We start from the raw sequence: 24777 nt of genomic DNA, 5'->3' as shown, positions 1-24777 counted from the left end.
CTGGAGCCGGACAGGATGTTCAGGGTGGCACCGGCATCGGTGACGGCCACGGTGCAGGTCTGGGCGACGGAGCTGTTCAGCTGGATGGTGCCCGAGGCGCCGGCGGCGGCAAAGGCGGGGGCGGCGGCGAACAGGGCGACAACGGCGGCGGCGGCGGCGATGCGGATCATGATGGGGTTCCTATCGGTTCGGTGGGGGGCTTCAGCGGCCCCGGTTGGTTCATGCCTGGTTATAAGCACCCACCGTGCCAAGATTTGCCGCCATCAGAAATTTCGTTTATATGACTGATCAACAAAGATAAATTTTTGGCTGTGACGAGAAGTCACACTAATCGCCTCCAGATTGTTGCGTTGCGCAATAACCCAAAGATTAGGATTGGCAGCTGGGTCAATGCATTAGCATATGCATTTATCCACGATTAACGCCAACAGAAAGCGTCCCAATGAAAAAAGGCGGCCCCGTGCGGGACCGCCCTCATTTGCATGACGCTGAGCCAGGCTTACTTGCCGGCGATCGTGATGGTCAGGGTGTCGGCATAGCTGCCGGCGATGGCCTGAGCGTTGGCCGGGACCGTCACGGAGACGTTGGACGTCTTGTTGAATTGGGCGCCGGAACGGGTGACGGCGAAGCTGGCGCCGGAGCCGTTGGTGCCATCGTAGGTGGTGGTGTAGCCGATGGCCTGGGCGCCGGTGGCGGACGACTTCAGCGTGCCGTTGTTGGCGGAGGCAACCGTGATGGTGTAGCCGGCGCCGTCGTTGCAGTTCTCGACCACGCTGCCGACGGCGACGTTGCTGGAGCCGGACAGGATGTTCAGGGTGGCGCCGGCATCGGTGACGGCCACGGTGCAGGTCTGGGCGACAGTGGCGTTCAGCTTGATGCTGCCCGAGGTGGCGGCACTGGCGGAAATGGCAGCCAGAAGGCTGGAAGCCAAGACGGTGCTGGCGACGACAGCGGCAATGCGGCGGATCATGATAGGCTCTCTAAACGGTTCGGCGGGCTTTTGCCCATTTGGTTCATGATTGGTTAAAAGCAAAGACGGTGCCAGAATGATTGGTTTGCGAGATATTGGATTAACTTATTGATTTATAATAATTAGTTTTCCGGCTTGGCCGTGAGTGCCAGCGGTGCGGCTCTGGCCTGGTTGCGTCTTGCACTTGTGGGCGCAAGTGTGTCCTGGCGTTGTGCAATTGCAAAATATGAAGGCGACACGGCTGATTTGGTCGGCCGTGCCGCATCCATCGGATCCTCTTTGCGGCTTACTTGCCGGCAATGGTGATGGTCAGGGTGTCGCTGTAGCTGCCAGCGATGGCCTGGGCGTTGGCGGGCACGGTCACGGAGACGGCCGCGGTCTTGTTGAACTGGGCGCCGGAACGGGTGACGGCGAAGCTGTTGCCCGAGCCGTTGGTGCCATCATAGCTGGTGGTGTAGGTCACCGGCTGGGCGCCCGTCGCGGAAGACTTCAGGCTGCCGCCGTTGGCGGAGGCGACGGTGATGGTGTAACCGGCGCCGTCGTTGCAGTTCTCGACCACGCTGCCGACGGCGACGTTGCTGGAACCGGACAGGATGTTCAGCTGCGCGCCGGCGTCGGTGACGGCCACGGTGCAGGTCAGCGACACGGTGCCGCTCAGCTTGATGCTGCCCGAGGTGTCGGCCAGGGCTGGGGCGGAAACCAGGGTGGCGACCAGGGCGGAGGCGGCGGCGATGCGGCGGATCATGGCGGGAGGTCCTATCGGTTCGAGTGGGCTTTTGCCCGTTTCGTTCATGTCCCGTTATAAGCAGAGTGCATGCCAAAGCTTGATCAGGAGGGATTTGCCAAATAAAATCAACGTATTAGCAGGAAATATCTTAACGAGTCTTAACCTGTCCCTATGGGCTAGGCCATTTCTCATAGGTTTTGCGCTGCAACACGCATCGCGCCCTTGGGATAGGTTCGTTGAGATATGCGTTGCATAATGCAAATATTCACGGAGTCTCTTGACCGCCCGTGGCTTCCCACCTGCAATGCGGCCCATCCAACGACCACCAATGAGGGGAATGACCCATGGCGAGCGACAGTGCGGGCAAGGGCGGTTTCCAATGGGACGACGCCCTGCTGCTGGACGACCAGCTGGAGGCGGAGGAGCGGCAGGTGCGCGACAGCGCCCGCGCCTTCTGCCAGGACCGGTTGGCGCCCCGCGTGCGCGACGCCTTCCGGCATGAGGTGTTCGACCCCGCCATCATGGCCGAGATGGGGGAGCTGGGCCTGCTGGGCATGACCATCGACGGCTATGGCTGCGCCGGGGTGAACCATGTCTGCTATGGCCTGGTGGCGCGTGAGGTGGAACGGGTTGACAGCGGCTACCGCTCCGCCATGAGCGTCCAGTCTTCCCTGGTCATGCATCCCATCCACGCCTATGGCAGCGAGGAACAGCGCCAGCGCTACCTGCCCGGCCTGTCGGCCGGCACGTTGATCGGCTGCTTCGGTCTGACGGAACCCGACGCCGGGTCCGATCCCGCCGCCATGAAGACGCGGGCCCGCCGCGTGGCTGATGGCTATGTCCTGACCGGATCCAAGATGTGGATCACCAACGCACCGGTGGCCGACGTTTTCGTCGTCTGGGCCAAGGACGACGAGGGGCAGATCCGGGGCTTCATCCTGGAAAAGGGTATGAGGGGCCTGTCGGCGCCCAAGATCGAGGGCAAGTTCTCCCTACGCGCCTCCATCACCGGCGAGATCGTGATGGACGGGGTGGTGGTGCCGGAGACGGCCCTGCTGCCCGGCGTGGTGGGGCTGAAGGGCCCCTTCGGCTGCCTGAACAAGGCGCGCTACGGCATCTCATGGGGCGCCATGGGCGCGGCGGAGGCCTGCTGGTTCGCGGCGCGCGACTATACCCTGACTCGCACCGCCTTCGGCCGGCCGCTGGCCGCGACCCAGCTGATTCAGAAAAAGCTGGCCGACATGCAGACGGAAATCACCCTGGGCTTGCAGGGCGCCCTGCGCCTGGGCCGGCTGATGGATCAGGGCCGCGCGGCGCCGGAAATGATCAGCCTGATGAAGCGCAACAATTGCGGCAAGGCGCTGGACATCGCCCGCGCCGCCCGCGACATGCATGGCGGCAACGGCGTATCCGATGAATACCCCGTCATCCGCCATGTCCTGAACCTGGAGGCGGTGAATACCTACGAGGGGACCCACGACGTCCACGCCCTGGTTCTTGGCCGGGCACAGACGGGGCTGCAGGCCTTCGGCTGAGCTGAATCAATCGGCGACCAAACAAATTGCCTAGCGATTGATCCAGCTCAAGGACGGTGCGGCCGGCGAGGGATAGTTCTGGCCCTACCCGGAACGCATAGCCAGGGAAGCACCGCCCCATGAACCTTCTCTTTCCCCATGCCACGGCCGTGGCGATGCCCTTCCCGGCCCTGGCCCCGGCCCCGGTTTTGGCAGGCGAACTGGCAGGCCTTTCCTTAATCGCCTATGCCATGGGGTGTGCCGCGCGGCGGGATGGACATGCCCTTTTGTCTAATCCCTTTGATGAGGCCGATCCCCCTGGCTCTTTGGGTCATATCGAGCCAGCGGGTGCCTGGCGCGATGGCTGGCTGAATGGCGGCTGAGAGCGGACAAAGCGTCCGCACTTTGGGGCTTGTTGCGGACCCGGAATGGTTGTACGAACGACCGTCCCGCCGCCCGGATTCATGCGCCGGCGTCAACGGCCAAAAAATCGGGGGAAGATGGCGGGTGACAAGGTGATGACGTACCCCTAAGCTATATCCCTTGGCATTTGAATTGGATTATGCTGACCGCAACAGCCTACGGGTTCCATTCCCCGGGGCGGACCGGTCCGGCGAACGGCCTGGGTTTCTAGAGCCGACCCCCAAAAGGCGCGCCGCGCAGGCAGGTGCCCCGGGGGCTGTTAAGGAGTAGGGAAGCTATGGCGTTGTCTAGGCGCGGGGTCGAACCGCCCAAACCGGGTGAATGGATGGAAGAGGTGAAGCTGCCCAAGCGTCGCCTGCTGGTTCATGCCATCCATCAGCGGGCGGGTCATCCGCCCCATGTCGAATTCCTGGTCGACGGCCGCTCCAGCGATCGCCTCAGCCTGGCGCTTGAGGTTGTGCTGGACAGTGACCGGTTCCGGCGCATGGGCGTATCGCAGAACGCCGCCTGACGCGCTGGGGAACAGATGGACCTGAAACAGCCGGGCCGGTAACAGCCCGGCTGTTTCATTTTCTGGTCAGCGCTCCTGAAGGGAAATCCAGTCCCATGCCGCGCTGAGGGCGGCATCCACCCCTTGATAAATGCCCAGGGGGCCAGGCTGGGCCGTCGGGAATGGCGCGGGGTGAACCAGCATCAGGTTGGCGCCCAGGCCGAAATCCTCCACCATACGTCCTTCCGGATCTCGCCAGTCGCCCGTGGCGTCCTGGGTCAGGGGAAAATGGGCGCGGGTCCGATCCAGCAAACTGGCGGGTGTGTTCGTATAGGCGAAGACCGGTCGGCCCAGCGCCGCCGCGAATCCCATCTCATAGGCCGTGCCGTCGTCGGCCGAGGGGCTGCGAAAGGGACTGACGTTGGCCAACACCAGATCTGTTCCCCGGATCAGGTCCAGGTTGGTGGCGCGGATGCGGGCGGCGTGGTCCGCAGCCGTCTCGCCTGGAATCGAGGCCACCGCACCATCCATGGGGAAGACGCCAACGATGTCGAAGCGGGCGCAGGCCGCGCGCAGGCTTTCGGCGGCTGCGGCCGGATCGGGCAGGAACACCTCCGGCCCCGCCAGATACGCCCGCCAGACCTTCTTTTCCGCAGTCATTTCCCCAGCACCTGGCCGGCCAGGGCGGTGGGTGACAAATCCACGCGGAACAGTTCCAGGCCCGGGTCGCCAGGCCCCACGTCGCTCAGGTTGGGGTATTGGGTCAACAGCGCCGCCGCCTTGGCGTTGGTATCGTACAACACGGTCACCGGTGCGGTGACGGGCACGAAGCCCCAGCTGTGGTTGGTGGCGGGCATCAGGGTGCCGGCGGCGCGCAGATAGTCGGCGATGATCTCCTGTATCGTTTCCGTGCCTGAGTAGACGACGTTCTTGCCGTCCAGGCCTGGGAAGTTGCCGCCGCCGTTGGCGCGGTAATTGTTGGTGACGACGATGAACTCATCCTCGTCCTTCACCGGCTGGCCATTGTAGCGCAGGTCGACGATGCGGTGGTTGTCGCCCGGGGCCAGCTTGCCGTCGCCGCCGAAGCGCGGCGGCTGGGTCACATCGACCCGCCAGGTGACGCCGTCGATGACATCGAAGTTGAAGCTGGGAACGGCCCGGTTCACCAGCATCTGCGGCTCCTTCTTGGCCGGATCGATGCGGTTGAAGACGCGGGCACCCATCTCCAGCCAGTCGCGCACCTGGGCGCCCGTCACCTTCACCGCCGCGACGATGTTGGGATAGAGATAGAGGTCGGCGACGTTCCGCAGGCTGATCTGGCCGGCGGCCACGTCGGTGAAATAATCGGCGCCGGGCTGGCCGCCCGCCTTGAAGGGGGCGGCCGCCGACAGGATGGGCAAATTGGCGTAAGGACCGCCCGCCAGCGCCTTGGCCACGTATTGGAGCTGGGCGTCCGACACGATGTCCAGGGCCGGCTGGTCGGCGATGAAGCTGAAATAGGTTTCGATGCGGCCGGTGCTCTTGCCCACGGGCTGGCGCACATAGTCCAGCGTCGCCTGGTGCGCGTCCTTGGCGATGGCCGCCACCGCCGCGTCCGGTTCCACCAGCGGCGTGGCCTTGCCATTCACGCGGGTGAGCACGGGCCGGGTCTCGGCATGGCCGGCGGCCACGGTCCAGCCGCCCTTGCCGCCATGGGCCTTGGGGTCGGCGGACAGGATCAGGTCGATCACGCCCAGATGGTCGCCGAAGAAGCCGGCCATGACCACCGGCTTGCCATGGATCAGGCCGTGCGGGATGTCGGCATCCGGCAGGTTGGCATAGTCGGCGGCGGGGAAGACGCGGTGGGCATGGCCGGTGACGACGGCATCTACCTCAGGGATGGCGGCCACCGCGACGCCAGCGTTCTCCGCCATCTTCTGGTGGGGGGCCGCCGACAGGCCGCTATGGATGACCGCCACCACCACGTCCGCGCCCTGGGCCTTCAGATCCCGGGCGGTCTTGGCCGCCACCTCCACGATGTCGGAGGTGGTGACCTTGCCCTCCAGCTTGTCCTTGTCCCACAGCACGATCTGGGGCGTCAGCACACCGACCACGCCCACCCGGACCGTGTGCTTGGCGCCGGTGCCGTCGGTGAAGTCGCGGTCCAGGATGACGCCGGCGGGAAACAGGGGCTGGCCATCCTCCACCCGGTTCACGTTGCCGGCCAGCACCGGGTACTTGGCCTCCTTCTCCGCCGCCACGGCATAGTCCAGACCGAAGTTGAACTCATGGTTGCCCATGACGGCGGCGTCGTAGCCCAGCGCGTTCAGGGCGGCGATGATGGGCTGGAACTTGCCCGGCCCCAGGCCTTGCACCCGGGCGACATAGTCGCCCATGGGCGTGCCCTGGATCAGGTCGCCGGCGTCCACCAGCAGGGTGTTGGGCTTCTCGGCCCTGGCCTTGCGGATCAGGCTGGCCACCCGCACCAGGCCGACGCCGGGGTCCGGCTTGTCGGCGTAGTAGTCGTAGTCCATGACGTTCATGTGCAGGTCGGTGGTCGACAGGATCTGCACGTCGATCTGGTCGGACCTGGCCTCTTGCGCCCCCGCGTCCAGGCCCCCGAACACCATGGTACCGGTCAACAGCAGGGCGGCCAGGCGGCGGCAGGCGGGCATGGCGGGGGCATCCTTGATCTGTATCGGGAAAAAGGGGCCGGATGCGTTCCGGCCCCCTGGCTCTACAGGCGCGGTGTTACACCTACGCCATCGCCGCAGGCTTTGATGTAGGTCGCTTACCGGTCTTTCACATAGGCCTGGCCCGCCGCCTTGGGCGGGATGGACTTGCCGACGAAGCCTGCCAACAGCAGCACGGTCAGGATGTAGGGCAGCACCTCGATGATCTGCACCGGCACCGCGCCGACGACCGGCAGGGCCACACCCTGCAGCCGCGCCTGCAGCGCGTCGGTGGCGGCGAACAGCAGGCAGCCGGCCAGGGTGGGGTAGGGCCGCCACTTGCCCAGGATCAGGGCGGCCAGGGCCAGATAGCCCTTGCCGGCGGTCATGTTCTCCTGGAACCCCGCACCTTGCGCGATGGAGAGGTAGGCGCCCGCCACGCCGCACAGCAAGCCAGTGATCAGCACGGCGCGATAGCGCAGCCAGGGCACGGAAATACCGGCGGTGTCCACGGCGGCCGGGTTCTCCCCCACCGCGCGCAGGCGCAGGCCGAAGCGGGTGCGGTAGGCCACCCACGAGGTGGCGGGCACGGCCAGCACCGCCAGGTAGACCAGCAGGTTCTGCCCGCCGATGACCTCGCCATAGAAGCGGCCCAGCAGGGGCACGCCGCGTACGGCCTCGGCCAACGGGAAGTGCAGGCCCAGGAAACGCTGCCCGCCGTCCAGCGAGGGCGTGCGGCCGCCCAGGTCGAACCAGGCGTTGGCCAGCACGGCGGTCAGGCCGGCGGCGATGGTGTTGATGGCGACGCCGGCCACCACTTGGTCACCCCGGTGGGTGATGCAGGCGAAGCCGTGCACCAGGGCCAGCAGCAGCGAGGCGGCGATGGCGGCCGCCAGGCCCGCCCAAGGCGACCCGGTGACGGCGGCCGTGGCCGCGGCGGCGAAGGCGCCGGTCAGCATCTTGCCTTCCAGGCCGATGTCGACCACGCCGGCACGTTCGGAATAAAAGCCGGCCAGCGAGGCCAGCACCAGCGGTGTCGCCAGGCGCACGGTGCTGGCCAGCAGCGACACGATCCACAGGGCGGTATCGTCCATGGTCTCTTTCCCCGGGATCTCAGGCGCGCTGGCCGGCGGCCGATGCCGCTGCCTTGGGCTTCAACAAACGCACCAGCGCCGGGCGGAACATATGCTCCAAGGCGCCGGAGAACAGGATGACCACGCCCTGGATGACCACCACCAGGCGGGGGCTGATCTCGTTGTACTCGAACGACAGCTCGGCCCCGCCCTGGTAGAGGGCGCCGAACAGCAGCGACGACAGGACGATGCCCACCGGATGGCCGCGGCCCATCAGGGCGACCGCGATGCCGGTGAAGCCCATGCCGGCCTGGAAGTTCAGGGTGATGCGGTGCTGCACACCCTGCAGCTCGTTGATGCCCACCAGGCCGGCCAGGGCACCGGAAATGGCCATGGCGACCACGATGGTGGTGCGGGCGTTGATGCCGGCATAGCGCGCGGCGGCCTCATTGGCGCCCACCGTGCGCATCTGGAAACCCCAGCGCGTGTGCCAGATCAGGAACCAGACGCCGGCCGCGCACAAGAGCGCCAGGACCAGCGACAGGTTCAGGGGCAAGGTGCTGGTGCGGTAGCCCAGACTGGCGGCGATCTCCTTCACCGCCGGCAGGAAGGTGCTTTCGGCGAATTCCCGGCTTTCCGGCGCCATCTGGCCATGTTCGATCAGCGGCCCGCCCAGCAGATAGACCATGAGGGCGCTGGCCAGGAAGTTGAACATGATGGTGGTGATGACGATGTGGCTGCCGCGATAGGCCTGCAGATACCCTGGGACCAAGCCCCACACCGCGCCGAACAAGGCGCCCGCCAGCACCGCCACCGGCAGCACCGCGTACCAGGGCCAGCCGCTCAAGGCCAGGCACACCAGGCCGGTGCCCAGGCCGCCGACATAGGCCTGGCCTTCGCCGCCGATGTTGAACAGGCCGGCATGGTTGGCGATGGCCACGGCCAGGCCGGTGAAGATCAGGCTGGTGGCATAATAGAGGGTGTAGCTGAGGCCCGTGCCGCTGCCCACCGCCCCCTTGACCATGAAGGCCAGGGCGGAAACGGGGTCCTGGCCGATAGCCAGGATGACCAGGGACGAGACCACCAGGGCGGCGAACAGGTTGATGGCCGGCAGCAGGGCCAGCGTGGCCCAGCGCGGCAGGCCGTCGGTGTTGGTAGACGCGCTCATGCCGCCCCTCCGGCCGCGTCGGTGCGCTGGCCCCGTTCCAAGGTGTTGGGTTCGATGTCGTCGGTGATGCCGGCCATCAGGCGGCCGATCAGGCCCTCGGTCGCGTCCTCGGCCGCGAGTTCGCCGGTGATGGCGCCGTCGCACATCACCAGGATGCGGTCGGACAGGGCCATGATCTCCTCCAACTCGGCAGAGACCAGCAGGATGGCCTTGCCGGCGTCACGCATGGCCAGCAGGCGGCGGTGGATGAACTCGATGGCGCCGATGTCCACGCCGCGGGTGGGCTGGCCCACCAGCAGCACGTTGGGGTCGCGCTCCATCTCCCGGCCCAGCACCAGCTTCTGCTGGTTGCCGCCGGAGAAGAGCGAGGTGCGCAGGGACGGCTGGCGCGGGCGGACGTCCCAGTCCTCCATCAGCCGGGCGGTGGCGGCGGCCACCCGCTTCCAGTTCAGGCGCGGGCCGTCGGCCATGGCCGGATCGGCCTGATAGCCCAGCAGCGCGTTCTGGAAGGCCGGGAAGGGCTTCACCACCGCGCGGCGCAGGCGGTCCTCCGGCACGTGGGCGATGCCCTGGCGCCGGGCCTGGGCCGGATCCATGGGCGACTCCGGCGTCACGTCGCGCCCGTTGACGTGGACGCGCCCGCGCTGGAAGGGCGTCATGCCCGACAGCGCCTCCAGCAGTTCCGACTGGCCGTTGCCGGCGACGCCGGCCACGCCGACGATCTCGCCTGCCCGCACGCGGAAGGTGGCGTGCTTCAGCCGCTCCACCCCGCGCTCGTCGAACACGCTGAGGTCTTCCACCGTCAGCAGCGGCGCGCCCGCCGGTGCGCCCGGCCGCCGCACGGCGGGGTTGGCACGCCGTCCGACCATGGCCTCGGCCAGGGCCGCTTCGTTGGTATCCTGGGTGTGGAAGTTGGCGACCACCGCCCCCTGGCGCAGCACCGACACGGCGTCGGTGATGGCCATGATCTCCTTCAGCTTGTGGGTGATCATCAGAATGGTGCGGCCCTGCGCGCGCAGCGCGTCCAGGATGCGGAACAGGTCCTGCACCTCCGGCGGCGACAGCACGGCGGTGGGCTCATCCAGGATCAGCACCTGGGCGCCGCGGTACAGCGCCTTCAGGATCTCAACCCGCTGCTGGATGCCCACGTTCAGGTCGGCGACCTTGGCGTCCAGCGGCACGTCCAGGCGGTAGGCCTTTTCCAGCCGCTCCACCTCGGCCCGCGCCTTCCTGATGCCGTCCTTCAGCAGGGCGCCGCCCTCGGCCCCCAGCATCAGGTTCTCCAGCACGGTGAATTCCTCCACCAGCATGAAGTGCTGGTGCACCATGCCGATGCCGAGGGCGATGGCGTCCTTGGGCTCGCGGATGCGCACCTCGGCCCCGTTCACCAGGATCTGCCCCTCATCGGCCTGGTAGAAGCCGTAGAGGATGCTCATCAGCGTGGACTTGCCGGCACCGTTCTCCCCCACCAGGCCGTGGATGGACCCGGCGCGGATCCGCAGCGAGACCGTCTTGTTGGCGTGGACGGGGCCGAAGCGCTTGTCGATGCCCACCAGTTCCACGGCCCAGGGGCCCGGTTGCGGCGGCACGGAGAGGGGAACGGTTTGCGACACGGGGCGGCTGGTCTCTGGTTCTGGGGGGCCGGAACGGGCCCCGAGGCGTGGATGGGGTGGCCTGTCAGTACTTGCAGCCGTTGGTTTCGTCGTAATTGGCGACCTTGCGGGTACCGTTCTGGATCTCAGCGGACGCCGCGTCCAGCGCCGCCTTCATCTCCGGCGTCACCAGCTTGGCGTTGTTCTCGTCCAGCGCCCAGCCCACGCCTTCCTCTTTCAGGCCGAGGGTACGTACGCCCGCCTGCCAGGTGCCGTCCTGCGCCGCCTTGATGGCGTTGTAGGCGGCCACGTCCACCCGCTTGACCATGGAGGTCAGGACCGAGCCGGGAAACAGGTGGTTCTGGTTGCTGTCGACGCCGATGGAATACTTGCCCGCGTCCTTGGCCGCCTGCAGCACGCCGATGCCGCTCTGCCCAGCGGCGGCGAACACCACGTCCACGCCCCGGTCGAACTGGCTCTTGGCCAGCTCGCCGCCGCGCGTGGGGTCGGACCAGGCGGCGGGCGTGGTGCCCACCATGTTGGCGATGATGTGGTCGTCCGGCGCCACGGCTTTCACGCCCTGCTCATACCCGCACTCGAATCGGCGGATCAGGGGGATGTCCATGCCGCCGACGAAGCCGACGGTGTGGGTCTTGCTGCTCAGCGCCGCCAGCATGCCCACCAGGTACGATCCCTCCTGCTCGGAAAACAGGATGGACTGCACGTTGGGCAGCTTCACCACGCCGTCGATCAGGGTGAACTTGATCTCGGGGAATTCCTTGGCGACCTTGGCCACCGCCGGCGCCTGGCTGAAGCCCACGGCCAGGATGATGTCGGCGCCGTGCTCTGCCAGGCGGCGCAGGTACTGCTCGCGCTGGACGTCGTTGCTGATCTCCAGCGCCTTGTAATTGATGCCGGTTTCGCGGTGGAATCGCTCGATGCCCGTCAGGACGCCTTCGTTGAAGGACTTGTCGTACTTGCCGCCATAATCGAAGACCACGCCGGGAAAGAAGGCGGCCTCCGCCCCGCGGGCGGGGGCGGACCCAGGGACGAAGAAGGCGCAGCTCAACAGGGCGGCCGCCGCCAACGCCGCACGGATCGCTCTACTCATGAAGGGTCCCTGCCTCCGTGGGCATACTTTTGGACGGTGGCGAACGGGATGCGCCGCACCGCCTGATCTTCTGAAACCTAGTCCATTTCCCAAGGTCCCGGCAAGTCGGGGGCTTAGGGGGCACGGCACGGGAACCAACCCTGGCCGATCCTGACCAAATGGTCAAGATGGGGCGCGGGCCCGGCGGGTTCGCCATGTAGGGTTGCGGCCCGCGATACGCTGAGGTTGCAAGGTCTTGGCGACACTTTCATGACAGGGCGTCCGCCAAGGTTTTCATGGTTGAACGCGGTTCCACCGGCGGGCACTCTGCCGCGCATTCTCCATTCCTTGAAGCCTATCTGCGTCCGAGATGCCGCCCATGACCCGGTTCAGCCCCGTGCCCGAGGCCACCCGCCGTGCCCTGCTGAAGACCTTCGGCGCCAGCGCCGCCACGGCCTTCCTGCTGCCCTCGTCCGTGGGCTCGGCCCTGGCGCAGGCGGCGTTCAGCAATGATCCGTTCTCGCTGGGTGTCGCCTCGGGCGATCCGCTGCCGGACGGATTCGTGCTGTGGACCCGCCTGGCGCCCGAACCGCTGGCCTTCGGCTATGGCATGCCCAAGCGCCCGGTGGAGGTGGACTGGGAAGTGGCGACGGACGAGCGCATGCGCAACATCGTCCAGAGCGGCACCGAGGTGGCGCGGCCGGAACTGGGCCACGCCATCCATGCCGAGGTGGGCGGGCTGGAGCCGGGGCGCGACTATTACTACCGCTTCACCGTGGGGGCGGAGCGCAGCATGGTGGGCCGCGCCCGCACCGCCCCGCCCCTGGGCGCCAAGGTGGAGCGCGTGCGCCTGGGCATGGTGGGCTGCCAGAATTACGAGGACGGCTACTACACCGCCTTCCGCCACCTGGCGGAGGAACGGCCGGACTTCGTCTTCCACTACGGCGACTACATCTACGAGAATCGGGTGCGGACGCATGAGACCAGCCGCTATTACGGCGGCCTGGCCCAGCCCACCGCCCGCCGGCACTTAGGCGACGAGCCCTATTCCCTGGACGAGTATCGCCGCCGCTACGCCCAGTACACCCTGGACCTGGACCTGCAGCTGGCCCGCGCCGCCTGCCCGTGGATGGTCACCTGGGACGACCATGAGGTCGACAACAACTGGACCGGCACCATCGACGGCGCCGGCATCGCCCCGCCGGAATATTTCCTGCTGCGCCGGGCGGCGGCCGCCCAGGCCTATTTCGAGCACATGCCCCTGCGCCGCGCCTCCTGGCCCAAGGGGCCGGACATGCAGATCTACCGCCGTCTGGCCTTCGGCAACCTGATCGACCTGCACCTGCTGGATACGCGGCAGTTTCGCACCGACCAGCCCTGCGGCGACGGCTTCAAGCCCGCCTGCGAGGGGCAGGACAGCGACGACGCCGAGATGATGGGCGAGGACCAGGAACGCTGGCTGTTCGAGGGGCTGGACCGCGGCCGCGCCCGCTGGAACCTCATCGGCCAGCAGGTCATGATGATGACCATGAACCGCGAGCCCTGGCACGGCCCCATCTACAACATGGACAGCTGGGAAGGCTATCACCAGCCGCGCCAGCGCCTGCTGCGCCACCTCAATGATCGCCGCCTGAACAACGTGGTGGTCCTGACGGGGGATGAGCACCAGAACTTCGTGGGCGACCTCAAGACCGACTATCACAGCGACAAGGCCGGCGTGGTCGCCACCGAGTTCGTCGGCACCTCCATCAGTTCCGGCGGCGATGGCGCCGATAAGCGCCCGCGTTATGACGAGGTCATGCGCGGCAACCCGCACATCCGCTTCATGAACGACCAGCGCGGCTACCTGCTGTGCGACATCGGCCATGACAAGCTCACGGCCACCTTCCGCGTCATGGACCGCGTCACCACCCCCGGCGGCGCCATCAGCACCCGCGCCAGCTTCGTGGTGGAACCGGGAAAGCCGGGGGCGAAGCAGGCGTAGTCGCTCCGGAGCGACGGTTTGTGACATATCCTTACGGTATGTGATTTTCCTAGTTTAACCCGCTTTGCGGGTGATTTATCTGTCCGGAAGTTGTATTAATCTCCCCCTCGATCAGCCGGAGGGGGTCTATGATGGGTTCAGTGCGCCAGCGGTCTCGATTCTGGGCCTTGGCCTTTTTGATGGCGCAGGGCGTGGCTCTGGTGCCGGCGGCGGCGGCCACAGGGCCGGCGTGCGAGTATCCCGCCGACGGCGCCAGCTTCGCGTTGAACCTGGTTCCCCAGGACGGCGTCACCGCCCCGACCGGGCACTATGTCACGACCATCCGGGTGGGTGAGGCGGGCGAGGTGCGTGATGTCGTTGTCGATACCGGCTCCGTCGGCCTGGTGATCAACCATACGGGCGTGGAACCGGCGCTGTTCAACGCGTCCAAGACGTCGCGGCAGATGCTCTACACCAGTTCCATGGACTATCTGTGGGGCCGGCTGGTGAAAGCGCCGGTGAGCTTCGTGAAGCCCTCCGCCTCGGGCGTCACGGTGCTGGGGGCCAGCACGCCGGTCGACATCACGGCGGTGGAATGCGTCTGCCATGCGACCAAGGGCGGGGCCGGCGGGCCAGTCCCGGCGGTCGCCACCGTGTCCGGTCCCGCGCAATGTTCCAAGCTGAATGGCCTCTCGACCACGGCCAGCAACGAGAATGTCACGCTGGACAAGTGCGAGGCGCAGAAGACGACGGCGACGGCCTGGATGGGCGTTGGCTTCGGCCGGGGCCCGCACGGGACCGGCGTGACATTGGCCGACAACCCGCTGGTGCATATCGCTGGTGACCAGGTCCATCAGGGCTATGTCATCGCGGGCGACAGCGTCACCGTGGGGCTGAACGCCGGTACCGTGCAGGACTACACCTTCGTGCAGCTGGCGGCCACGTCCGGCGCCGGCCTGTGGGATGAGGCCCAGGCGCAGCCGGTACTGGGCGGCACCAACCCGATGAGCCTGACGCCCGGCGCCCTGCTGGTGGATGTCGGCATCCCCTTCTTCATCCTCAACACCGCCCAAGCCGCGGCGGTGGAGAAGGCCGGCCTGACGGTCAAGGCGTGCAAGAAGGTCGATGGCCAGTACAAGACCATCGTCAAGCCGGGGACGGAAATTACCGTCAATGTCCTGGATCCGGCCTCGGGCAAGCCGGCGACCAGCTACCGGACGATGGCGGCGGACCCCTGCGCGTCCTCATCGACGGGCGTCGTCGCCGTGGTCGTGGCGCCGAAGAAACCCGTCCCGGGCCAGCCCATGCCGCCGCCGGCCTTCAACACCGGCCGGTCCCCCATCCCCTACCTGAACTACGCGTTCGACAACCAGTGCGGCCGGGTGGGCTTCAAGGCCGTGTCCGCCAAGTAACCGCAGGCGGGTCGGCGCGGGTCCTGTGATCCGTGGCGGCGTTTCCGTTCACGCCGCCTCCACCCTCAGCGCCGTGCCGTCCACGCCCACCACGCGCACGGTCGCCCCGGCGGCCAGGCCGTCGGGGCCGTAGACGATCCAGGCGCCGTCGTCCAGGCGGGCACGGCCCTGGCCGTTGGTGATGGGCGTCTCCAGCGTCAGGACGCGGCCCACATACTGGCTGGCGCGGGCGTTCAGGGGCGGGCCGGGGGGCGCCGGCTCGGCCCGGTCGCCACCCAGCCAGCGGCGGGTGGCCAGCAGCAGGCTGGCCGCCAGCACGGCGAACAGCACCGCCTGCCCGGCCAGGGCCAAGGCTGGGAAGAGGAACAGCGCCGTGCCCACAAGCACCGCCGCCACGCCCAGCCACAGCAGGCCGAAGCCGGGGGTGACCATTTCCACCAGCGCCAGGGCGACGCCCGCCGCCCACCAATGCCAGGCGTGGGGCGTCCATTCGCTCAGGTCAGGCATGGGGCTCTCCCTCAGCTGCCAGGGGTGGTCCACGGCCCGCCGGCGGGCGGCGGGGCCGGTGGATCCCCACGACGGGGCGGCGGGGCCGGGCGGTTGGCCGGCATGCCGGCGAAGCTGTCCTTGGCCAGTTCGGCGATGCCGCCCAGGGCGCCCAGGATGCCGGTCGATTCCATGGGCATGAACAGGATCTTCTGGTTGGGGCTGGCGGCGAAGCCCTTCAGCGCGTCGACATAGCGCTGGGCGATGAAGTAGTTCACGGCCTGGACGCTGCCGCCGGCGATGGCCTCGGACACCACGCGGGTGGCGGTGGCCTCCGCCTCCGCCAGGCGCACGCGGGCCTCGGCCTCGCGGAAGGCGGCCTCTTTCTTGCCCTCGGCCTGCAGGATGGCGGATTGCTTCTCGCCCTCCGCCCGCAGGATGGCGGACTGGCGTTGGCCCTCGGCCTCCAGGATCAGGGCGCGGCGTTCCCGCTCCGCCTTCATCTGGCGGGCCATGCTGTCCACCAGGTCGCGCGGCGGCTGGATGTCGCGGATTTCCACGCGGGTGATTTTCACGCCCCAGGGGTGGGTGGCGGCGTCGACCACGGTCAGCAGGCGGGCGTTGATGGCGTCGCGCTGCGACAGCAGCTCATCCAAATCCATGGAGCCCATGACCGTGCGCAGGTTGGTCATGGTCAGGTTCAGGACGGCGCGGTCCAGGTTGCGCACCTCATAGCTGGCCTTGGCGGCGTCCAGCACCTGGAAGAACAGCACGCCGTCCACCGTCACCATCGCGTTGTCCTTGGTGATGATCTCCTGCGACGGCACGTCCAGCACCACCTCCTGCATGGTCTGGCGGGCGCCGATGCGGTCGACGAAGGGCACGATGATGGCCAGGCCGGGCTTCAGGGTGCGGGTATACCGCCCGAACCGTTCCACCGTGTATTCCATGCCCTGGGGCACGGTCTTGATGCTGCTGTAGACCAGGACGATGGCGAAGGCCAGAACGGCCAGGATGAACACGCCGAAGGGCGACAAGGCGTCTCTCCCGCTTGTGGGCGCGGGGGCCGCCGCCGGAACGGCCGCCCCGCTCTGCCCCGCCATCATGCCACAGCGCGGGTGCCGCCACCCGATCTTTTATCTTTCTGGTTGTGGCGTTTACCCCTGGGTAAGGGCGACCCACCGCGCCTTGGCCTCGGCATAGGTGCCGTCGCCCAGCACGCAATCCAGCTGCGGCAGGCGGGTGATCAGGGGTTGGTTCGGGACGTCGCCCGCCATCCAGTCGCGTCCCAGCTGCTGGATCAGGGCGATCTGCGCCGGAGCCACCGCATCGGCCGGCAGGGCCGCCACCTGGACAAAGCGCCCGTCGGCTAGGCCCGGCGGCGCCTTCCACACCCCGCTGTCCAGCACCGGCTGGACGGAGACGTTCAGGCGCACCAGCCCACCCGGGGCGGCGGGGTCCCGGCCCGCCAGGCGCTGGGCCAGGATGTGGGCATCCAGGCTGGCGGTGTCGGGGGGATCGTCCAGGGTGGTCTGGGCCAGCAGTGACAGGTCGCCCAGGGTACCCCGCATCCCCACCGGTTCGGCCAGGTCGTCCGGCGGCTGGCTGGTGCTGGTCACCGGCGCGTGGCGGGTGGTGCCGCTGCCGAGACTCAGGATTTTAAGGTCGGTGTCGCCGCCGGGTTGCGCCAGCGCCTCCATCACCGCCAGCATCACCGGGTTGTTGCAGCCTGTCACGCCGCCGTCCCAGTACAGGCGCCCGTCGCACCGGGCGGGTTCGTCGAAGAAGGCCACGGGCGCGGTGCTGCTGGCGTTGATGACCTCCGCCAGGGGCGCGGTGGAGGCCTGCGGCTCCGTCACCGCCGTGGCCAGGCCGGCATAGCTGCGGAAGGTCATGGCCCGGCGCTGGGCGTAGTCGAAGGCGGGGATGAACACCTTCACCGGTAGGGTGCCCCGCCGCGCCAGGGGCAGCGGCAGGCGGGCCATGGGGCAGGCGGACAGGGCCAGGGGGCGCACCTGGCCATCGACCGTAGCGGGGGTGGGCGGCGCCAGGCTGGGGTCATCCAGCATGGCGGTCAGGCCGGCCAGCTTGCCCTGGGTGCTGTACTGCGGGCCCAGGTCCAGGTCGGCCACCAGCCTGTCCAGCCCATCGACCTTCACGAACAGGGTGCCCCGCCGCGTATCGTCGACGAACATGTCCAGGATTTGGGCCGGTGTCAGGTTCTTGATCAGCCCGCCCAGCACGATGGCCCCGGCCGAGGTGCCGGCCGCCAGGTCGAATTCCGCCAGGATGTCGTGGCCCGGCGTATCGCTGCCGTACAGATCGGCCAGAACCATGGCCTCCAGCAGGGCCCAGGGGCCGCCGCCGTCCAGCGTCAGGATGCGATAGGACATGGTTCCCTCCCTCAACCCCGCGCACCTCTACGCGGTTTTGAGGGGAATGGGCTAGTGCCACTTAGCCGCGCAGCGCCGCGATGTTGGCCTGATAGCGCCCCGCCCCGCCCTGGAAAACGGCGGAACCCGCCACCAGCACCTCCGCCCCCGCCTGCACGCACAGGCGCGCCGTCTCATGGTTCACGCCGCCGTCGACCTCGACCTGGATGGGCCGGCGGCCGATCATGGCGCGCAGGGCCTGAATCTTGGGGATCATGGCGGGGATGAAGGATTGGCCGCCGAAGCCGGGGTTCACGGTCATGACCAGCACCAGGTCCAACCGGTCCAGCACATAGGCCACGGCGCTTTCCGGCGTGGAGGGGTTCAGCGCCACGCCGGCCTTTTTGCCCAGGGTGCGGATGCGTTCCAGCGTGCGGTCCAGGTGGGTGGTGGCCTCCGCCTGCACGGTGATGATGTCGGCCCCGGCCGCGGCGAAAGCCTCCAGGTAGGGATCGACCGGGCTGATCATCAGGTGCACGTCGAAGGGGCGGTCGGTGTGGGGACGCAGGGCTTTCACCACGGCGGGACCGATGGTCAGGTTGGGCACGAAATGGCCGTCCATGACATCGACATGGATATAGTCGGCCCCCGCCGCCGTGATGGCGCGCACCTCGGCGCCCAGGCTGGCGAAGTCGGCGGACAGGATGCTGGGGGCGATCAAGGGTTGGCTCATGGCGGGGCCTCCTTATCCGCTACCTGGCTATCGGGCGTGCCGGCGAACACCCGGCTGGCCAGGATGTCCTCCGCCTCGATAACCGTCAGGTCGTCCACCGACAGGGGGCCGTCGTCCCGCTGGAACAGGCGGCTGGCCTGGCGCAGGCGGGCGCGGTCCAGGGCGTTGCGGATGGACCGGCCGTTGGCGAAATGCGGCTGGCCCCGGCGCAGGGCGATGTACTGGGCGAACACCGCCTTGGCCTGCGGGCTGAGGCGATAGTTCATGGCTTCCAGCTGCCGCTCCCCGATTTCCAACAGTTCTTCCTCGCCATAGTCGGGGAAGTCGATGTGGTGGGCGACGCGAGAGCGGAAGCCGGGGTTGGCCTGGAAGAAGCGGTCCATGCGGTCGGCATAGCCGGCCAGGATGACCACCAGGTCGTCGCGCTGGTTCTCCATGACCTGCAGAAGGATCTCGATGGATTCCTGGCCATAGTCGCGCTCGTTCTCCGGCCGGTAGAGGTAGTAGGCCTCGTCGATGAACAACACGCCGCCGGCGGCGCGCTTCAGCACCTCCTTGGTCTTGGGCGCCGTGTGGCCGATGTATTGGCCCACCAGATCATCACGGGTGACGGTCACCAGGTGCCCGCGGCGGACATAGCCCAGTCGGTGCAGGATGGCCGCCATCTTCAGCGCCAGGGTGGTCTTGCCCGTGCCGGGGTTGCCGGTGAAGCTCATGTGCAGGGTGGGGGCGCCCACCGCCAGGCCGAAGCGCTGGCGCGCCCTGTCCACCAGCAGCAGGGCCGCGATCTCGCGCAGCCGCCGCTTGATGGGCGCCAGGCCCACCATTTCCTGGTCCAGTTGCGCGAAGATTTCCGGCAGGCCGGAGGCTTCGAAATCGGCGCGCAGATCCACCGCCCCCGGCGCCGTGTCGGCGGCGTCCGGCGGGATTGCCATGAGGGTCGCGGCCATCACGAATACCGCTCCCCTTCCGGCAGCTGGGTGGCGTAGGACCGAGTGGTGTAGCGGACGCGCCGGCCGTCGCTTTCCTGGCGTTCCAGGGCAAAGCCGGGCTCGTTGGCGGGCCGGTTGACGATGAAGGACAGGCGCACGCTCTCCCACCCGTGGCTGGCGTCGAAGCCGGAGATGCGGATGTAGCGGTCGCCGTAGACCTTGCGGCAGGACGCCAGCTCGCCCATGACGCCGGCGGCGTCGCGGATGTCGAACATGGGCAGGCCCCACATGTCCCAATAGGTGTTGCGGGGGTGCGGGTCGTCGGTGAACTCGATGTTCACCGCCCAGCCCTGGTCGATGCAGTACTGCACCTGGGCCGTGATCTGCTCGTCCGTCAGGTCGGGCAGGAAGGAGAAGGTTCCTTGGGTGAGGCGCATCTTAAGTCTCCCTATCCTTTAGCCAGCGACGCTGGCGGTCGGCACGAAATCCGGCGCGTCGGTCGAGGTGTAGTTGAAGGTCACGTCCTTCCAGACGTCCAAGGCCTGGCGCAGGGGCGTGCAGTGGCGGCTGGCGGCGGCCAGGATGTCCGGGCCTTCGTTGACGATGTCGCGGCCCTCGTTGCGGGCCAGCACCATGGCCTCCAGCGCCACCCGGTTGGCGGTGGCGCCGGCCTGGATGCCCATGGGGTGGCCGATGGTGCCGCCGCCGAACTGCAGCACCACGTCATCGCCAAAGAGGTCCAGCAGCTGGTGCATTTGCCCGGCATGGATGCCGCCCGAGGCCACCGGCATGGTCTTGCGCAGCGAGGCGAAGGACTGGTCGAAGAAGATGCCGTTCTCCAGCCGCTGGGGCAGGAAGTCTTCACGGCAGATGTCGTAATAGCCCTTGGTGGTGGCGGGGTCGCCCTCCAGCTTGCCCACCACCGTCCCGGCGTGGATGTGGTCCACCCCCGCCAGCCGCATCCACTTGGCGATCACGCGGAAGGACACGCCGTGGCTTTTCTGCCGGGTGTAGGTGGAATGCCCCGCGCGGTGCAGGTGCAGCACCATGTCGTTGCGCCGCGCCCATTTGGACATGGACTGGATGGCGGTATAGCCGATGACCAGGTCGATCATGACGATGCACGAGCCGATGGATTTGGCGAACTCCGCCCGCTCGTACATGTCCTCCATGGTGGCGGCGGTCACGTTCAGGTAGGTGCCCTTGATCTCGCCCGTCACCGCCTGGGCGCGGTTCACCGCCTCCATGCAATAGAGGAAGCGGTCGCGCCAGTGCATGAAGGGCTGGGAATTGATGTTCTCGTCATCCTTGGTGAAGTCCAGGCCGCCTTTCAGCGCCTCATAGACCACGCGGCCATAGTTGCGGCCCGATAGGCCCAGCTTGGGCTTCACTGTGGCGCCCAGCAGGGGGCGGCCGAACTTGTCCAACCGTTCCCGTTCCACAACGATACCGGTCGGCGGGCCGTCGAAGGTCTTCACATAGGCCACGGGCAGGCGCATGTCCTCCAGCCGCAGGGCCTTCAGCGGCTTGAAGCCGAAGACGTTGCCGATGATGGATGCCGTCAGGTTGGCGATCGATCCGGGTTCGAAAAGATCGATGTCATAGGCGATGTAGGCGAACCAGCTCTCGGGCGATCCGGGCACCGGTTCCACCCTGTGCGCCTTGGCGCGATACTTGTCGCAGGCCGTCAGCCGGTCGGTCCACACCACCGTCCAGGTGGCGGTGGAGGACTCGCCGGCCACGGCCGCCGCCGCCTCGATGGGGTCCACCCCATCCTGTGGCGTGATGCGGAAGACGGCGATGACGTCCGTGTCCTTGGGCACGTAGTCCGGTTGCCAGTAGCCCATGTCCTGGTACTTCATGACCCCGGCGGCGTAACGGTCGCGGCGGTCCCGCTTGTCGATCGCGTTCATGTTTTTGTCCTCCTCAAACGCCGGCGGGCCATCCGGCCCTTGGCTGTCCTCGATTTCCAGTCCGCCTTCGGCTCCCCGTAAATCTGCGGCGGCCCCGGTCGGGGCCTAGGGGGCGTAGGGTGGTGTCACTCGGCCGCCACGCTGGTGCTGCCCAGTTGGGGGTCCAGCGATCCCGTGGCGTAGCGCTTGGCCATGGCGGCCATGGGCAGGGGCGTGATGCGGCTGGCGTTGCCGGCGGCGCCGAATTGTTCGAAGCGGTCGCGGCACAGCGCCTTCATGGCGTCCATGGCTGGCTTCAGGAACTTGCGCGGGTCGAACTCCGCCGGGTTCTCGGTCGCCGTCTTGCGGAACTGCACCGCCATGGCCAGGCGGCAGTCGGTGTCGATGTTGATCTTGCGCACGCCGAAGCGGATGCCGCGCACGATCTCGTCCACCGGCACGCCCCAGGTGCGGGGCATGCGGCCGCCATAGGCGTTGAACAGATCCTGCAGTTCCTGCGGCACGGAGGAGCTGCCGTGCATCACCAGATGGGTGTTGGGCAGCCGCTCATGGATGGCTTCCACCACGTTCATGGCCAGGATGTCGCCGTCCGGCTGGCGCGAGAATTTATAGGCGCCGTGCGAAGTGCCCATGGCGATGGCCAGGGCGTCCACGCGGGTGGCGGCGACGAAGTCCAGCGCCTGGTCGGGGTCGGTGCACAGCTGGTCCAGCGACAGCACGCCCTCGGCGCCGTGGCCGTCCTCCGCCTCACCCTGGCCCGTCTCCAGGCTGCCCAGCACGCCCAGCTCCCCCTCGACCGAGGCGCCCACCCAATGGGCGGCTTCCGCCACGCGGCGGGTGATGTCGACGTTGTACGCGTAGGGCGCCGGCGTCTTGGCGTCGGCCATCAGCGACCCGTCCATCATGACGGAGGTGAAGCCGTGCTGCAGGGCCGTCAGGCAGGTGGCCTCGCTGTTGCCGTGGTCCTGGTGCAGGCACAGCGGGATGGTGGGGTAGAGCGCCTCCAGCGCGTCGATCATATGGGCCAGCATGAGGTCGCCGGCATAGGACCGGGCGCCCCGGCTGGCCTGCAGGATGACGGGGGCGTCCACCTGGGCGGCGGCCTCCATGACCGCCAGGCCCTGTTCCATGTTGTTGATGTTGAAGGCGGGCACGCCGTAATCGCGTTCCGCCGCGTGGTCCAGTAGCTGACGAAGGGTTATACGAGCCATTGTGTAGCGCTCCTTAAGCGTGGGCGACGCGGGCGCGGACGGCGGCCATGATGGCGTCGACGGTGATGCCGAAATGGCGGTAGAGGTCCGGCGCGGGGGCGGAGGCGCCGAAGCCCCCCATCCCGATGAAGGCGCCCTGGTCGCCCAGCCAGCGGTCCCAGCCGAAGCGCACCGCCGCCTCCACCCCGACGCGCGGGGCATTGCCCAGCACGATGGCGCGGTTGGCCGGCGGCTGCCGCTCGAACAGTTCCCAGCAGGGCATGGACACCACGGCGGTGGCGATGCCCTCTTCGGCCAGGCGTTCCGCCGCCTCCACCGCCAGCGCCACCTCTGATCCCGTCGCCAGCAGGGTGGCGTCACGTGGGCCGGGGGTTTCGCGTAGAATGTAGGCGCCGGTGGCGCTGCGGTTCCAGGACGCGTCGCGGCGCAGGGTGGGCAGGTCCTGGCGCGACAGGCACAGGGCCGACGGCGTGCCGGGACTGGTCAGCGCCAGTTCCCAGCACTCCGCCGTCTCCACCGCATCGGCGGGGCGGAAGACGTGCAGGTTGGGCGTGGCGCGCAGCATGGCCAGATGCTCCACCGGCTGGTGGGTAGGTCCGTCCTCCCCCAGGCCGATGCTGTCATGGGTCAGCACATGGATGACGCGCACGCCCATCAGGGCCGACAGGCGGATGGCGCCCCGGGCATAGTCGGAAAACACCAGGAAGGTGCCGCCGTAGGGGATGACGCCGCCATGCAGGGCCAGGCCGTTCATCACCGCGGCCATGGCATGTTCGCGGATGCCGTAATGGATGTAGCGTCCGGCATAGTGGCCGGCGTTCATCACATCCATTCCCTTGGTCTGGGTCAGGTTGGAATGGGTCAGGTCGGCGGATCCGCCCACGGTCAGGTCGGTGGCGGCGTTCACCACGCCCAGCACCAGCTGCGAAGCCTTGCGCGTGGCCATCTTGGGCCGGGACTCCGCCAGTTCCTGCCGGTAGGCGGCCAAGGCGTCGACCACGTCCGCCCCCGGTTCCGCCGCCATGACGCGCCAGAAGTCGGCGCGGGCGGGATGGGCGGCCACACGCCGTTCCCAGGCCTCGCGGGCTTGCTGGCCGGCCCGGCCCACGGCACGCCAGGAGTCCCGGATGTCGTCCGGCACGGTGAAGGGCGGGCTGTCCCAGCCCAGGGCCTGTGCCGTAGCCTGCGCCTCCTCCACGCCCAGGGGGGCGCCGTGGACGCCGCAGGTGCCGGCCTTGGTGGGGGCGCCATAGCCGATGACGCTGCGGCAGGCGATCAAGGTGGGGCGGTCGCTGGCCCGGGCCCGGTTCAGGGCCGCCTCGATGGCTTCATGGTCGTAGGCGTCCACCCGTTCCACCGCCCAGCCGGAGGCTTTGAGGCGCGCCAGTTGGTCCGTGCCGGTGGACAGGGTGGTAGACCCGTCGATGGAAATGCCGTTGTCGTCCCACAGCACCACCAGGCGGGACAGCTTCAGATGGCCGGCCAGGTCGATGGCCTCCTGGCTGATGCCCTCCATCAGGCAGCCGTCGCCGGCGATGACATAGGTGCGGTGGTCGACCAGGGCGTCGCCGAAGCGGGCGTTCAGGTGCCGCTCCGCCAGCGCCATGCCCACGGCGGTGGTGATGCCCTGGCCCAGGGGGCCGGTGGTGGTCTCGATGCCGGCCGCATGGCCGTATTCCGGATGGCCCGCCGCCTTGGAGCCCAACTGGCGGAAGCGCTTCAGCTCCTCGATGGGCATGTCGGCATAGCCCAGAAGATGGTGCAGGGCGTATTGCAGCATGCTGCCGTGGCCGGCCGACAGGACGAAGCGGTCGCGGTCGGGCCAGTCGGGGCGGGCGGGATCGATGCGCATCACCCGGGTGAACAGCACGGTGGCGACGTCGGCCATGCCCATGGGCATGCCGGGGTGGCCGGACTTCGCCGCCTCCACCCCCGCCACCGCCAGCATGCGCACGGCGTTGGCCATCTCGGCCAGATCAGGGGCCAGATCGGGGGGGGTGTCAGGCTCGGCGCTTTCGACTTGGCGCAGGGATAGGGTGGGGGTCATGGCGGTGTCC

At 67.9% G+C, this 24777-nt stretch carries 22 protein-coding genes; 5 read left to right on the top strand and 17 right to left on the bottom strand.

Features of this window, described 5'->3' with window-relative positions:
• Nucleotides 1-499: 499 nt before the first annotated feature.
• Both FBZ88_RS15705 and FBZ88_RS15700 read right to left on the bottom strand, forming a co-directional pair.
• Entirely contained in the window at nucleotides 500-970 is a 471-nt protein-coding gene (locus FBZ88_RS15705; RefSeq protein WP_246138677.1) for a Csu type fimbrial protein, read from the bottom strand.
• 286 nt (nucleotides 971-1256) lie between these two features.
• The gene (locus FBZ88_RS15700) at nucleotides 1257-1715 is read right to left on the bottom strand and encodes a Csu type fimbrial protein (RefSeq protein ID WP_145618138.1); all 459 of its coding nucleotides are present in this window, start codon (nucleotides 1713-1715) and stop codon (nucleotides 1257-1259) included.
• Between the two features lie 326 nt (nucleotides 1716-2041).
• Here FBZ88_RS15700 and FBZ88_RS15695 point away from each other — a divergent pair, with 326 nt between their 5' ends.
• From FBZ88_RS15695 to FBZ88_RS15685, 3 genes are all read left to right on the top strand, one after another.
• Entirely contained in the window at nucleotides 2042-3232 is a 1191-nt protein-coding gene (locus FBZ88_RS15695) for an acyl-CoA dehydrogenase (protein ID WP_145618136.1), read from the top strand.
• 119 nt (nucleotides 3233-3351) lie between these two features.
• Entirely contained in the window at nucleotides 3352-3594 is a 243-nt protein-coding gene (locus tag FBZ88_RS15690; RefSeq protein WP_145618133.1) for a hypothetical protein, read from the top strand.
• A 317-nt stretch (nucleotides 3595-3911) separates the two neighbouring features.
• Nucleotides 3912-4145 (top strand): hypothetical protein, encoded by a 234-nt coding sequence (locus tag FBZ88_RS15685; protein ID WP_138918831.1) that lies wholly within the window; start codon nucleotides 3912-3914, stop codon nucleotides 4143-4145.
• A 66-nt stretch (nucleotides 4146-4211) separates the two neighbouring features.
• On the opposite strand, the gene FBZ88_RS15680 is transcribed toward FBZ88_RS15685, so the two are convergent.
• The 6 genes from FBZ88_RS15680 to FBZ88_RS15655 all read right to left on the bottom strand — a co-directional run bounded on the left by FBZ88_RS15680 (nucleotide 4212) and on the right by FBZ88_RS15655 (nucleotide 11719).
• Nucleotides 4212-4784 carry a nucleoside 2-deoxyribosyltransferase gene (locus tag FBZ88_RS15680; RefSeq protein ID WP_145618132.1) on the bottom strand — a complete coding sequence of 191 codons (573 nt, stop codon included), beginning with the start codon at nucleotides 4782-4784 and terminating at the stop codon, nucleotides 4212-4214.
• Complete coding sequence (locus FBZ88_RS15675; RefSeq protein WP_145618130.1) at nucleotides 4781-6778, bottom strand: bifunctional 2',3'-cyclic-nucleotide 2'-phosphodiesterase/3'-nucleotidase; 1998 nt, start codon at nucleotides 6776-6778, stop codon at nucleotides 4781-4783. The genes FBZ88_RS15680 and FBZ88_RS15675 overlap by 4 nt, the downstream gene beginning before the upstream one ends.
• A gap of 116 nt (nucleotides 6779-6894) precedes the next feature.
• The gene (locus tag FBZ88_RS15670; RefSeq protein WP_145608914.1) at nucleotides 6895-7869 is read right to left on the bottom strand and encodes an ABC transporter permease; all 975 of its coding nucleotides are present in this window, start codon (nucleotides 7867-7869) and stop codon (nucleotides 6895-6897) included.
• 19 nt (nucleotides 7870-7888) lie between these two features.
• Nucleotides 7889-9016 (bottom strand): ABC transporter permease, encoded by a 1128-nt coding sequence (locus FBZ88_RS15665; protein ID WP_145618128.1) that lies wholly within the window; start codon nucleotides 9014-9016, stop codon nucleotides 7889-7891.
• Nucleotides 9013-10629 (bottom strand): ABC transporter ATP-binding protein, encoded by a 1617-nt coding sequence (locus FBZ88_RS15660; protein WP_246138676.1) that lies wholly within the window; start codon nucleotides 10627-10629, stop codon nucleotides 9013-9015. The genes FBZ88_RS15665 and FBZ88_RS15660 overlap by 4 nt, the downstream gene beginning before the upstream one ends.
• A 64-nt stretch (nucleotides 10630-10693) precedes the next feature.
• On the bottom strand, nucleotides 10694-11719 hold the full coding sequence (locus FBZ88_RS15655; protein ID WP_186454547.1) for a BMP family lipoprotein: 1026 nt from the start codon (nucleotides 11717-11719) through the stop codon (nucleotides 10694-10696).
• A 358-nt stretch (nucleotides 11720-12077) separates the two neighbouring features.
• Here FBZ88_RS15655 and FBZ88_RS15650 point away from each other — a divergent pair, with 358 nt between their 5' ends.
• Both FBZ88_RS15650 and FBZ88_RS15645 read left to right on the top strand, forming a co-directional pair.
• Entirely contained in the window at nucleotides 12078-13682 is a 1605-nt protein-coding gene (locus FBZ88_RS15650) for an alkaline phosphatase D family protein (RefSeq protein ID WP_145618126.1), read from the top strand.
• Between the two features lie 167 nt (nucleotides 13683-13849).
• Entirely contained in the window at nucleotides 13850-15073 is a 1224-nt protein-coding gene (locus FBZ88_RS15645; protein ID WP_186464422.1) for a hypothetical protein, read from the top strand.
• Between the two features lie 48 nt (nucleotides 15074-15121).
• Here FBZ88_RS15645 and FBZ88_RS15640 read toward each other — a convergent pair whose 3' ends face one another.
• From FBZ88_RS15640 to tkt, 9 genes are all read right to left on the bottom strand, one after another.
• The gene (locus FBZ88_RS15640; protein ID WP_145618122.1) at nucleotides 15122-15580 is read right to left on the bottom strand and encodes an NfeD family protein; all 459 of its coding nucleotides are present in this window, start codon (nucleotides 15578-15580) and stop codon (nucleotides 15122-15124) included.
• A gap of 11 nt (nucleotides 15581-15591) precedes the next feature.
• Nucleotides 15592-16596, bottom strand: a complete 1005-nt coding sequence (locus tag FBZ88_RS15635; RefSeq protein ID WP_246138675.1) for an SPFH domain-containing protein — start codon at nucleotides 16594-16596, stop codon at nucleotides 15592-15594.
• A 120-nt stretch (nucleotides 16597-16716) separates the two neighbouring features.
• Nucleotides 16717-17952 carry a patatin-like phospholipase family protein gene (locus FBZ88_RS15630; RefSeq protein ID WP_145618119.1) on the bottom strand — a complete coding sequence of 412 codons (1236 nt, stop codon included), beginning with the start codon at nucleotides 17950-17952 and terminating at the stop codon, nucleotides 16717-16719.
• Between the two features lie 61 nt (nucleotides 17953-18013).
• Complete coding sequence (rpe, locus tag FBZ88_RS15625; protein WP_145618117.1) at nucleotides 18014-18664, bottom strand: ribulose-phosphate 3-epimerase; 651 nt, start codon at nucleotides 18662-18664, stop codon at nucleotides 18014-18016.
• Nucleotides 18661-19614 carry a CbbX protein gene (gene cbbX / locus FBZ88_RS15620; protein ID WP_145618116.1) on the bottom strand — a complete coding sequence of 318 codons (954 nt, stop codon included), beginning with the start codon at nucleotides 19612-19614 and terminating at the stop codon, nucleotides 18661-18663. The genes rpe and cbbX overlap by 4 nt, the downstream gene beginning before the upstream one ends.
• Nucleotides 19614-20033: a ribulose bisphosphate carboxylase small subunit gene (locus FBZ88_RS15615; RefSeq protein ID WP_004273411.1), complete on the bottom strand. Its 420-nt coding sequence runs from the start codon at nucleotides 20031-20033 to the stop codon at nucleotides 19614-19616. The genes cbbX and FBZ88_RS15615 overlap by 1 nt, the downstream gene beginning before the upstream one ends.
• A gap of 18 nt (nucleotides 20034-20051) precedes the next feature.
• Nucleotides 20052-21509, bottom strand: a complete 1458-nt coding sequence (locus FBZ88_RS15610; protein WP_088872711.1) for a form I ribulose bisphosphate carboxylase large subunit — start codon at nucleotides 21507-21509, stop codon at nucleotides 20052-20054.
• Between the two features lie 125 nt (nucleotides 21510-21634).
• Complete coding sequence (gene fba / locus FBZ88_RS15605) at nucleotides 21635-22720, bottom strand: class II fructose-bisphosphate aldolase (RefSeq protein WP_145618114.1); 1086 nt, start codon at nucleotides 22718-22720, stop codon at nucleotides 21635-21637.
• Between the two features lie 13 nt (nucleotides 22721-22733).
• Nucleotides 22734-24686: a transketolase gene (gene tkt / locus FBZ88_RS15600; RefSeq protein ID WP_186464424.1), complete on the bottom strand. Its 1953-nt coding sequence runs from the start codon at nucleotides 24684-24686 to the stop codon at nucleotides 22734-22736.
• Between the last annotated feature and the right edge of the window lie 91 nt (nucleotides 24687-24777).

Origin of the sequence: Nitrospirillum bahiense (genome assembly GCF_007828025.1) — a bacterium.
Lineage (GTDB): Bacteria > Pseudomonadota > Alphaproteobacteria > Azospirillales > Azospirillaceae > Nitrospirillum > Nitrospirillum amazonense.
This window is presented reverse-complemented; position numbering and strand designations above follow the sequence as displayed.